The 11,856-nt window shown below is 34.3% G+C and carries 8 protein-coding genes; 6 read left to right on the forward strand and 2 right to left on the reverse strand.

Going from position 1 to position 11,856, the window contains the following annotated elements; genetic code table 11:
- Positions 1 to 115 precede the first annotated feature (115 nt).
- The 3 genes from ABD692_RS15295 to ABD692_RS15305 all read left to right on the forward strand — a co-directional run bounded on the left by ABD692_RS15295 (position 116) and on the right by ABD692_RS15305 (position 5,746).
- Positions 116 to 1,978, forward strand: a complete 1,863-nt coding sequence (locus ABD692_RS15295) for an ABC-F family ATP-binding cassette domain-containing protein (protein WP_344768336.1) — start codon at positions 116 to 118, stop codon at positions 1,976 to 1,978.
- Between the two features lie 146 nt (positions 1,979 to 2,124).
- Positions 2,125 to 3,987 (forward strand): tRNA uridine-5-carboxymethylaminomethyl(34) synthesis enzyme MnmG, encoded by a 1,863-nt coding sequence (gene mnmG / locus ABD692_RS15300; RefSeq protein ID WP_344768338.1) that lies wholly within the window; start codon positions 2,125 to 2,127, stop codon positions 3,985 to 3,987.
- 121 nt (positions 3,988 to 4,108) lie between these two features.
- Positions 4,109 to 5,746 carry an Ig-like domain-containing protein gene (locus tag ABD692_RS15305; protein ID WP_344768340.1) on the forward strand — a complete coding sequence of 546 codons (1,638 nt, stop codon included), beginning with the start codon at positions 4,109 to 4,111 and terminating at the stop codon, positions 5,744 to 5,746.
- Position 5,747: 1 nt separating this feature from the next.
- Here ABD692_RS15305 and ABD692_RS15310 read toward each other — a convergent pair whose 3' ends face one another.
- Both ABD692_RS15310 and nadB read right to left on the reverse strand, forming a co-directional pair.
- Positions 5,748 to 6,263, reverse strand: a complete 516-nt coding sequence (locus ABD692_RS15310) for a gamma carbonic anhydrase family protein (protein WP_316754810.1) — start codon at positions 6,261 to 6,263, stop codon at positions 5,748 to 5,750.
- Positions 6,264 to 6,345: 82 nt separating this feature from the next.
- Positions 6,346 to 7,932: an L-aspartate oxidase gene (nadB, locus tag ABD692_RS15315; RefSeq protein WP_316754808.1), complete on the reverse strand. Its 1,587-nt coding sequence runs from the start codon at positions 7,930 to 7,932 to the stop codon at positions 6,346 to 6,348.
- Between the two features lie 449 nt (positions 7,933 to 8,381).
- Between nadB and nadA the strand changes: the two genes are divergently transcribed.
- From nadA to thiL, 3 genes are all read left to right on the forward strand, one after another.
- Complete coding sequence (gene nadA / locus ABD692_RS15320; protein WP_486352094.1) at positions 8,382 to 9,380, forward strand: quinolinate synthase NadA; 999 nt, start codon at positions 8,382 to 8,384, stop codon at positions 9,378 to 9,380.
- A gap of 43 nt (positions 9,381 to 9,423) precedes the next feature.
- Positions 9,424 to 10,650, forward strand: a complete 1,227-nt coding sequence (locus ABD692_RS15325; protein ID WP_316754804.1) for a dicarboxylate/amino acid:cation symporter — start codon at positions 9,424 to 9,426, stop codon at positions 10,648 to 10,650.
- Between the two features lie 97 nt (positions 10,651 to 10,747).
- A complete protein-coding gene (gene thiL / locus ABD692_RS15330; RefSeq protein ID WP_344768344.1) occupies positions 10,748 to 11,788 on the forward strand; it encodes a thiamine-phosphate kinase in 1,041 nt (346 codons plus the stop codon).
- Positions 11,789 to 11,856: the final 68 nt, after the last annotated feature.

An 11,856-nucleotide genomic window follows, 5' to 3' on the forward strand; every position in this document is an offset into this window, starting at 1 on the left:
TATTTTGCCATTTTTAGTAGATACAGAAGCTCTTTAAAATATGCTTACGTTGTTCCAAAAATTTTATCCGTACTTTTGCACTAATTTTCCTTTATAAATCCGAAATACACAAAAATTGAGCACACTAATTGCGGCAGAAGGCTTAGGTCATGGTTATCATGATGAATGGCTATTTAAAAATTTAACCTTAGGCATTAACTCTGGTCAGCGTGTTGCGTTGGTAGGAATTAATGGGGCTGGTAAGAGTACACTTTTGAAATTATTGGCAGAAAGGTTCCCTCCGCTCGAAGGTAAGATTGTAAAAAATAAAGCTGTTAAGATCGGTTTTTTAGATCAGGAACCTCAATTTACAGAAGGTTTCTCCATCAGCGATCATATATTTTCTTTAGAAAATAAGCAGCAGCAGCTGATTAAGGAGTATGAGGAATTAATTGAGAATCCTAATCCTGACGAGAAAACACTTAATCGATTATACGAAGAATTGAGTGAGCACAATGCTTGGGAATATGAGCATGAGATTAAAACCATTTTGAATAGAATGGGCATTACTCACTTGCAACAAAAAATATCTACCCTTTCTGGTGGACAAAAGAAACGTTTGGCGCTTGCTAAGCTTTTAATTGAAGACCCTGAGATTTTAGTTTTAGACGAGCCTACCAACCATTTGGATATTGATACTATTGAGTGGCTGGAGAAATTGTTAACCACAGGACAAAAAACAATTCTATTAGTAACCCATGATCGGTACTTCTTAGACAATGTGTGTAATACCATTGTAGAATTGGATAGAGGAAAGATTTTCAATTACAATGGAAATTACGCTTACTATTTAGAAAAGAAATCAGAAAGGGAAGCGTTAGACGCTACGGTTCAACATAAGAACCAACAGTTATTAAAGAAAGAATTAGAATGGATGAGACGCATGCCGCAGGCACGTGGAACAAAATCTAACGCCAGAATCAATGCATTTTACGATTTAGAGGAAAAAACAAAGAAAAAGTCTGATAATCAGACTATTAACCTCCAAATGAAGATGTCTCGCCAAGGCGGGAAGATTATTGAGATCGATCATATTGCAAAAGCCTTTGATGGGCGTCCGATTATCAATGATTTTAGTTATACTTTCAAAAAAGGAGATCGAATTGGTTTAGCTGGTAAAAACGGTACGGGTAAATCTACGCTTCTAAATATTATTACCAGTCAATTAAGTCCTGATGCAGGCACGGTTGATACTGGAGAAACCACAGTTTTTGGTTACTACAAACAAGGCGGTTTAACATTCGATCCAAAAGAAAGAGTGATCGACATTGTAAAATCAGATGCTGAATATATTAAAATGGCCGATGGTTCTGTGATTACAGCTTCTGCCCTATTAACGCTTTTTCTCTTCCCGCCTAAGAAACAACATGGCATGGTTGAGAAGTTAAGTGGTGGTGAGAAGAAGCGTTTGAACCTAATGAAGGTTTTAATGCAGAATCCAAACTTCCTGATTTTGGATGAGCCGACTAATGATTTAGACATTGACACTTTAAATGTATTGGAAGAATTTTTAGAAAACTTCCCTGGAATTTTGATGTTGGTTTCTCACGATCGGTACTTACTTGACAAGATGAGTGATCAGCTTTTCATTATGGAAGGCGAAGGTATTGTGAAGATTTACAATGGTAACTATTCAGAATATCGTTTAAGTTTAGACCAACCAAAAATTAAGACTGAAGTTAAAAAACCTGTCACAACAGACATTGAACAAACTCCTTTTAAAGCTGCAAAAAAGTTAAGTTTTAAAGAACAAAAAGAACTTGATGACAGCGAAAAAGGAATGAATGAAACTGAAAATAAAATAGCTGAATTAACTGAAAGCTTACTTAAAATTGACGCTTCAGACTATGTAAAAATTCAAGAAGTTTCTGATGAAATTGAAAAGTTAAAACTTAAACTTGACGAATTTACCATGCGATGGCTGGAGCTTTCGGAGTAAAATTTTAAAACAATTCTAATTGGTTTTCTACGTTATGTTTCACGTGGAACATTAAATTAAAATGAATTTAACGAGCAAGTTTTCTGAGTAAAAGATTAAAAAATAAAAGTGTTTCACGTGGAACAATTGAATAAATAAAAGATAAAATGTTTTCAAAATACGATTTGATTGTTGTTGGTGCAGGCCACGCTGGCTGTGAAGCTGCCGCTGCTGCTGCCAATTTAGGATCATCTGTTTTATTAATAACAATGAATATGGGCACCATCGCCCAGATGAGTTGTAACCCAGCAATGGGTGGAGTAGCAAAGGGGCAGATCGTTCGTGAGGTTGATGCTATGGGCGGTTATTCAGGTATTATATCTGATAAATCGACGATACAATTTAGAATGCTCAACAAATCTAAAGGCCCAGCAATGTGGAGTCCAAGAGCGCAGATAGATAGAATGCGGTTTGCGGAAGAATGGCGTTTAGCTCTTGAGAAGACACCCAATGTAGATATGTGGCAAGATAGCGTTGTTGGCTTGTTGGTTAAAGATAATACAGTATATGGCGTAAAAACTTCACTAGGTATAGAGATAGAAAGTAAAGCTGTTGTGCTAACAAATGGTACCTTCCTTAACGGCGTAATGCATATTGGCGAAAAGAAATTTGGTGGTGGTAGAACGGCTGAAAGAGCATCAACTGGTATTACTGAACAATTGGTAGAACTGGGCATGGAAGCTGGTAGAATGAAAACTGGTACCCCACCCCGAGTAGATGGAAGAAGCTTAGATTACACCAAAATGGAAGAGCAGTGGGGAGATGAAAATCCTGGTAAATTCTCTTACTCTGATACTGAAGTTTCGACTGATCAAAGGTGTTGTTGGATTACTTATACTAATAGTGATGTACACGAAACTTTAAAAGAAGGCTTCGAAAAATCGCCGATGTTTACTGGGAGAATTAAAGGCTTAGGCCCGAGATATTGTCCGTCTATCGAAGATAAAATTAACCGTTTCGCTGAACGAGATCGACATCAAATTTTTGTCGAGCCAGAGGGATGGAATACTTGCGAAATTTATGTAAATGGATTTTCGACCTCTCTTCCAGAAGATGTACAGTTTAAAGCATTAAGATTAATACCAGGTTTCGAACAAGCAAAAATGTTTAGACCAGGTTATGCTATTGAATATGATTTCTTCCCACCTACTCAATTATCATTAACATTAGAAACTAAGTTAATCAGTAATTTATTTTTAGCTGGTCAGATTAATGGCACTACAGGTTATGAGGAAGCAGCTTGCCAAGGTTTCATGGCAGGCATAAATGCACATCAAAAAATTACTGATAAACACGAACTGATCATGAAAAGATCAGATAGTTATATCGGCGTTTTAATTGATGATTTGGTAACTAAAGGAACCGAAGAACCATATCGCATGTTTACTTCAAGAGCTGAGCATCGCTTGTTGTTAAGACAAGATAATGCAGATATTCGCCTATCTCCTATTGGTCATGAATTGGGTTTAATCTCTGACGAACGTTTAGAAAAAGTAAACCAAAAAATTGCTAAAGCTGATGCCTTGGTTAAATTTACTAAAACACAGGGCATTGAAATGGGTGATGTAAATGCAACGCTTGAGAGTTTAGGTTCAAGTCCTTTAAATCAAAATGTAAAAATAAATAGTTTAATAGCCAGACCACACGTTGGCTTGCAAGACATAATTAAAGTAAGCAAACCTTTAGCAGAAGCAACAAAGGATTTAGATAACGAAACGATTGAACAAGCTGAAATTAAGATTAAGTATGAAAGCTATTTTGAAAAAGAAAATGAAATTGTAGCGAAAATGCTTAAGATGGAAGACAAAGAAATTAAGCCCGATTTCGACTATAATAAAATAGTTTCCATATCAAAAGAAGCTCGGGAAAAATTATTTAAGATAAAACCACGTACTTTAGGTCAAGCATCAAGAATTTCTGGAGTTTCACCTTCAGATATATCAGTTTTAATGGTATACATAAATAAGTAGCTGATAATCAATTATTTAACTAAAAATAAATAGACTTTAATTAAAGCTATATAATCTAAAAAAAACATTTTTTAATATTAAGATTCCAAAAACAATAAAAATGCGTTAAAACGCTTAAAATATGCCAAATTTAAAATCTCAATATTTTAACCTTATAAGTTTTATTGCCCTGGCAATTATTCTACAACTTTTTGGTTGTGCCTCTCCCCAACCAGTAACTGGCGGACCACAGGATCGTACTCCACCAAAAGTTTTAAATATGACACCAAAAAATTTGACAAAGAATTTTAGTGCTAAAAAAATAGTTATAGAATTTGATGAATATTTTAAGATTCAGAATGAAACAAAAGAATTTTCTATCTCGCCAGAATTAGAAAAAGCGCCAATATTAAAAATTAAAAAGAAAGCTTTAGAAATTACCTTACCAGATACATTGGAGAAAAATACGACCTACACATTAAATTTTGGTAAAGCTATTGCCGATATTAATGAAAGTAATGTTATCAAAAATTTAAGTTATGTTTTTTCTACAGGCAACGAAATAGATTCATTAAGCTTAGCTGGTAAGGTAACTAGTGCATTAACAGGTGAAGCTGAGCTAGAAGCCACTGTATTTATACTTCCAGCAGAAAGAGATTCTTTGTTTGGAAAAAAAAGACCTTCAATTTATACCTTAACAGATAGCTCGGGTAATTTTAAATTAAATAATTTAAGAGCAGGAACTTATAAAATATATGCACTAAAAGAAGCAACTGGTGGTGGCGACAAAATTTATCAGCAAACATCAGACGAAGTTGGTTTTGTGAAAGATCCTATCGTAATCGGGAAGAATAATGAGAACATTAACTTAAAGGTTTTTAAAGAAACTGCTCCAGAATTTAGGGTTCTGGAAAGAAAAATAAATACGGATGGTAGTTTATCTTTAACCTTCACGCAACAGTTAAAAAAGCCCACTTTAACGATTACAGAACCTGCATCTGTTGATGAAGGAAAAAGAGTAATGTTTAATTTATCTAACGATACTGCTAAAGTTTGGCTTAACAATTTAAGTTTTGATTCAATTAAGGTTGCCATAAAAGATGAGGGAAAACTACTGCAAACCATAAACATAAATCGTGGTAAAAAGGATACTTATGTAAGAGACCTTACCCCTATCGACAATACAAATAATGGCAAACTGAATCCTTATCAAAGTTATACATTAACATTTCCACTGCCTATTACTGCTGCAGATGCTTCTAAAATAACTTTGCTTGATGATTCTATTAAAAGAACAAACTTCGTACTGATAAAGGATAGCACAAACGTTTTAAAATACAAAATTAACTTCCCTTGGAAAGTAAAAAGAACGTATGATCTGAAGTTTACAGCTGGTGCATTTACTGGAATATTTAACGCAAAGAATAAAGAATTTACTAAGAAATTTACTTTAGAACCAACAGAAAATTATGGAACACGAGCTTTAACCGTTCAAGTCCCTGATACAACCAAGAATTATATTGTAGAGTTTATTAACGAAAAAAAAGTACCTATAAAATCTTATGTTATCAATAAAAAGACAAGGATTCTATTAGCCAATTTTGCCTCAGGTAAATATTTTGTAAGAGTTATTTATGATGAAAATAAAAATGGTGTCTGGGATACAGGAAATGTAAAATTAGGTACTCAGCCAGAAACGATTTGGTATTCACTAGAAGAACAATCAATTAGACCGAACTGGGAAGTAGAAAACACCTTAACAATTCCAGAACCTAAATAAATTAAGGATTGGTAAACCAGCCTGAATACATAATATAATTATCTGGTAACTTATTTAATAAAGCCCTTTGCTCTTCAGTGATGGGCTTTATTTTTTTAGCAGGAGTTCCAGCATACAGATAACCTGTTTCGCAAATTGTATTTTCTAAAACTACAGAACCAGCAGCTATAATGCAATATTCTTCTATAACAGCATGATCCATTACAATTGCTCCCATTCCAATTAAAACATTGTCTTGTACCTTACAACCATGTACAATTGCATTATGTCCAACGGATACACGATTGCCGATGTGTGTAGAAGCTTTTAAGTATGTTGCATGAATTACAGCACCATCTTGAATGTTTGACTCATTTCCAATGGTAATCTTGTTTACATCGCCTCTAATAACGGCATTAAACCAAACCGAACAGTTATCGCCAAGTATAACATCGCCAACGATTGTAGCGTTTTCTGCAATAAAATTATCTTTTCCTATTTCAGGATATTTATTTTTAACGGGTAGTATTAAGGGCATATTATAGTTTTTTGTTTTTAATTATTTTGTTTGAATAGTTGATTTGCAAGTCTAAAAAACTAACAAACCAGAAACAAAAAAACTAAAATACTGTGTCAATTAATTCTTCTGCATGATTTGGATAATCTGTAGTATAGTGTAAACCACGACTCTCTTTACGTTGCATGGCAGATTTAATCACCAAATAAGCGGTTTGAATTACATTTCTCAATTCACAAAGTTTAACAGAAACCTTATTCTTTTTATAAAATTCCTCTGTTTCCTGGTAGATTAAAAACAATCGGCGATGTGCTCTTTCTAAACGAAAATCTGAGCGAACAATTCCCACATAATCACCCATAATTTTTTGCAGTTCTCGAAGGTTATGCGTTACCAAAATGTCTTCATCAGTTTGTGTTACACCTTTAGAATCCCATTCTGGAATATTTTCAGGAATTATATTCTTTTCAAAATTTTCGATCGCATCTTGATAAATACGGTGAGCGAAAACGGTAGCCTCGAGTAAAGAATTTGAAGCCAAACGATTGGCACCATGTAAACCCGTTGAAGAACATTCTCCGCATGCATAAAGATTTTTTATGGATGAACGACCATATTCATCTACCAATATTCCTCCACACATATAATGAGATGCTGGTGTAACTGGTATAAAATCCTTTGTCATATCTATACCAATAGATAAGCATTTAGCATATATATTAGGAAAGTGCTTTAAAATATCAGCTTTCTTACGCATAGTGATATCCAGATAAACAAAATCATCGCCCGATTTTTTCATTTCATTATCCACCGCTCTGGCTACAATATCACGAGGTGCTAACGATTTACGCTCATCATACTCTTGCATAAACTCTTCACCGTTCTTACGACGAAGAACCCCACCAAAACCTCTGACTGCCTCGGAAATTAAGAAAGATGGATACTCTCCAGGATGGTATAAAGCTGTTGGATGGAACTGAATAAACTCCATATTTCTCACTTTTCCTTTTGCGCGGTAAACCATTGCCATACCATCGCCAGTTGCAATAACAGGATTTGTGGTAGCAGAATACACGTGTCCCGCACCACCAGAAGCCATAACCGTAACGTTTGCCACAATCTTTTCCACATCGTTAAGCTCTGTGTTAAAGGCATATATACCGTAACAGTTAATAACTTCACTACGCTTATCAACAAACTCACCAAGGTGATGCTGGGTAATTAACTCCAGTGCGAAGTAGTGTGTTAATATCTCTATGTTCGGATTCTCATGAATTTCATTTAAAAGAACCCGTTCAATTTCATATCCAGTGATGTCTTTATAGTGTAAAACACGATGCTCCGAGTGACCGCCTTCCTTTGCTAAATCATAAAAACCAGAGTTGTCTTTATCGAAATTTATACCATAGTCAATGATCTCCTGAATTCGTTGAGGCCCCTCTTTTACAACGATTTCCACTATTTTTTCATCACACAAACCATCGCCAGCAATTAGTGTATCTGTTATATGTTTTTCAAAAGAATCATCCTTATCTACAACAACTGCTACACCGCCTTGAGCATATTTTGTATTAGATTCATCTTCATTTGATTTGGTGACGATTAAAACCTTCCCAAACTTGGCAGCCTTAAGTGCAAAACTTAAACCCGCTATACCTGAACCAATTACCAGAAAATCTACTTTTCTCATTTAAAAAACATTTACTTTATCAACGATGTTGATAACTATAGAACAACTGTTAGCTTTATGTAGAAATAATGCTAACAAATAAATTTGAATGTTTAAAGCTACTGTAAAAAGACAATTTGCCACAATCTTTTACTCAATTTTTAAGCACCTTTCTACAAGTAATTAACTTTTCACACACTTATAAACAATTAACATTCCAATATTGATAAAATTTAAGTCATTTTTCGATAGTGCTGAAAATCAATCTTATCATATTATAAAAATGTAATCTAAATGTTAGTAAACGATTAACAACTTATATAAAAGAATAAATTTTCTAAACTTGCCAACAATACTAACACACTAATAAACAAACAAGATTTATTTATTTAAAATAACTTATTAATTATTGAGACGTGGAAAGCTTTATCTTTGACCAACGTCAAAATTCAAAAAAGGAAAATTTACAAATGAACATAGATGTCTTAGAAGAAATTAACAAAAAAGGTTTTGTAGAAGAAGAAATTGATCCTACGCTTGACTTATTTGTTGAGATTGAAAAATTAAAGAAGGAAAAGAATGCGATTATTTTAGCGCATTATTATCAAGAACCTGATATTCAGGATATTGCTGATTATATTGGTGATAGTTTAGGTTTATCTCAAGAAGCTGCGAAAACTGATGCTGAGGTAATTGTATTCGCTGGTGTGCATTTTATGGCCGAAACAGCAAAGATATTATCGCCTTCAAAAAAGGTTTTATTGCCAGATGTGAAAGCAGGTTGTTCTTTGGCTGACAGCTGTCCACCTCATCTTTTTAAAATATTTAAAGAGAAATATCCAGATCATTTGGTTATCACTTACGTAAATTGTACCGCTGAGCTAAAAGCTTTGAGTGATATTGTTTGTACCTCGACAAATGCTGTTCAAATTGTAGAAAGTTTACCTAAAGACCAGAAAATAATTTTCGGTCCAGATAGAAATTTAGGTGCCTGGGTTGCAAAAAAAACAGGTAGAGATTTAGTGTTGTGGAACGGGGCTTGTATGGTTCACGAGATTTTTTCGAAAGAGAAAATTACGAAGCTGAAAGAACGCCATCCGAATGCTAAATTTATTGCGCACCCAGAGTGTGAAGATGCTGTTTTACAAATGGCCGATTACATTGGTTCAACAACAGGCCTTTTGAAATATGCAATTTCTAATCCAGCAACTGAATTTATTGTTGCTACAGAAAGTGGAATTATCCACCAAATGGAAAAAGCTTGTCCAGATAAAACATTTATTCCAGCACCGCCGAATAACAGCTGTGCTTGTAATGATTGTCCGTATATGAAACGAAATACTTTAGAAAAACTATATTTATGTCTTAAAAATGGTTCGCCAGAAGTAACTGTTCCTGAACATATTATAGAACAAGCTCGTAAACCAATTCAGAGAATGCTTGATATTTCTGCAGAATTAGGACTCTAAAAAAAGCCTTCATTGCCTCGCAATGGAGAAAAGAAAATAAAAAATGAAAAACAACATTCTTAAAAATTACGCAGGCTTATTGTGGCTTTTGGCAGGTATAACTGTTGGAAGTATAGTTGGTTTAATTTTCGGGAAAAGTGTTGAAAGTATAAAACCATTAGGTGATATATTTTTAAATCTGTTGTTCACTGCCGTTATTCCCTTAGTATTTTTTGCGGTTTCATCAGCAATTGCGAATATAGATAGATCTAAAAAACTAGGAAAATTATTAACTGTTATGGTTTTGGTTTTCCTATCAACAGTTTTAATATCTGCTATGTTAACCCTGGTTGCCACTTGGGTTTTTCCTATCCATCAGCAATTAGGAACTAGCGTTTTACCTACTGAAACAGAAAAAATTCAGTCAGTTGGCGAACAAATGACGCAACTTTTAACTGTTGGAGAATTTTATGAAATTGGGAGCCGAAAAAATATGCTGGCGCTCATAATTTTTTCAGTTTTAGTTGGTTTTTCTACCTTATATGCGGAAGAAGCTGGTGATGGTTTTAAGAAATTTCTAGTATCTGGAAATGAAGTAATGAAAAAACTTATTATCCTAATTATGAAATTAGGACCAATAGGTTTAGGTGCTTATTTTGCTTACCAGGTTGGCGTTTTCGGTCCCCAACTTTTCGGCACATATGCAAAAGCTTTAGGCTTATACTACGGAGTGGGTGCATTTTATTTTATAGTTTTTTTTACTTTATATGCATTTATTGCAGGCGGTTTTAAAGCGATAAAAGTTTTCTGGAAAAATAATATTGTACCTTCATTGACCTCCGTAGGAACCTGCAGCAGTATTGCAACAATACCGGCAAATTTAGAAGGAACTACAAAAATGGGCGTTCCTGCTTACATAACAAATGTTACCATTCCATTAGGATCAACTTTACATAAAGATGGTTCGAGTATTAGTTCAATTATAAAAATTGCTGTAGTTTTTGCCATTTTTGGAAAAGATTTAGTACAGGTAGACACCATAATTTTAGCATTGGGAATTACGGTTTTAGTAAGCATTGTAGAAGGTGGAATACCTAACGGAGGTTACATTGGCGAATTATTGATGATTTCTGCCTATCAATTGCCGCCCGAAGCTTTGCCACCAGCTATGATTATTGGAACTTTGGTAGATCCGATGGCTACTTTATTAAATGCAACTGGAGATAATGTTGCTGCCATGTTAATTGCCAGATTTACTGAAGGAAAAAACTGGATGGAAAGTAAGCTATAAGCGAGAAATCGTTAAGCTGTTAAATTCAGCGTATATTTTACTTAAATGACATTTAAAGAAATTGGGGCTTTGCCCTTTTACTGCAAAAAATAAGAATATGTTTGAAAATAAGGAGCGTACAGATATAAATGAGTTAGGCGAGTTTGGTTTAATAAAACACCTAACCACTAATTTTAAAATAAGAAATGATTATTCAGTAAAAGGTGTTGGCGATGATGCGGCTGTTTTAGACGCTAAAGGGAAACAAATTTTAGTTTCGACTGATTTATTACTTGAGGGTATCCATTTCGATTTAGCTTATGTGCCGTTAATGCATTTGGGTTACAAAGCAGTTCAGGTTAATCTTAGTGATATTTATGCAATGAACGGAAAAGCAAGTCAAATTACGGTTTCACTTGGTTTGTCGAGTAAATTTCCACTAGAAGCTGTCGAAGAAATTTATAAAGGCATTGAATTAGCTTGTAATAAATTCAACATCGATTTAATTGGAGGCGATACTTCATCAAGCAAACAAGGTTTGGTAATTAGCATTACCAGCATTGGTTACGCCGATGCAGATAAAGTAACTTATAGAAATGGTGCCCAGGAAAATGATTTGCTTTGTGTTTCTGGCGATTTAGGTGGTGCTTACGTTGGTCTTCAAATCTTAGAAAGAGAGAAATTAATCTATTTAGAAAACCCACAAATTCAGCCAGATTTAGAAGGGAAAGATTATATAATAGAAAGACAATTAAAGCCAGAAGCACGTATGGATATTGTTGCGCTTTTGGAAGAAATGAATATTAAACCAACTTCTATGATCGATATTTCAGATGGTTTAGCTTCTGAAATTTTGCACCTAGCAACTGAAAGTGATAAAGGAATTACCATATACGAAGAGAAGATTCCTTTAGATCCAATGACTTATGAAACTGCTCGCGAGTTGGGGATTGACCCAACAGTTTGTGCTTTAAGCGGTGGTGAAGATTATGAATTATTGTTTACCATCTCTCAGGAAGACTATAAAAAATTAAAGCACGACGTAGACATTACTGTAATTGGCCATGTAACTGATAAAAACTCTGGCTGTAAAATGGTTTCTAAATCTAATAATGTTCACGAATTAAAGGCACAAGGTTGGAACGCATTTAATAAGTAAATTAGAATAAAATGAGATCAATCTGTCTGATTGCTTTGATGTTTATTTACATCGCAAACTGCTTTAGT

Origin of the sequence: Pedobacter ginsengiterrae (genome assembly GCF_039537385.1) — a bacterium.
In the GTDB taxonomy this organism is placed as follows: domain Bacteria; phylum Bacteroidota; class Bacteroidia; order Sphingobacteriales; family Sphingobacteriaceae; genus Pedobacter; species Pedobacter ginsengiterrae.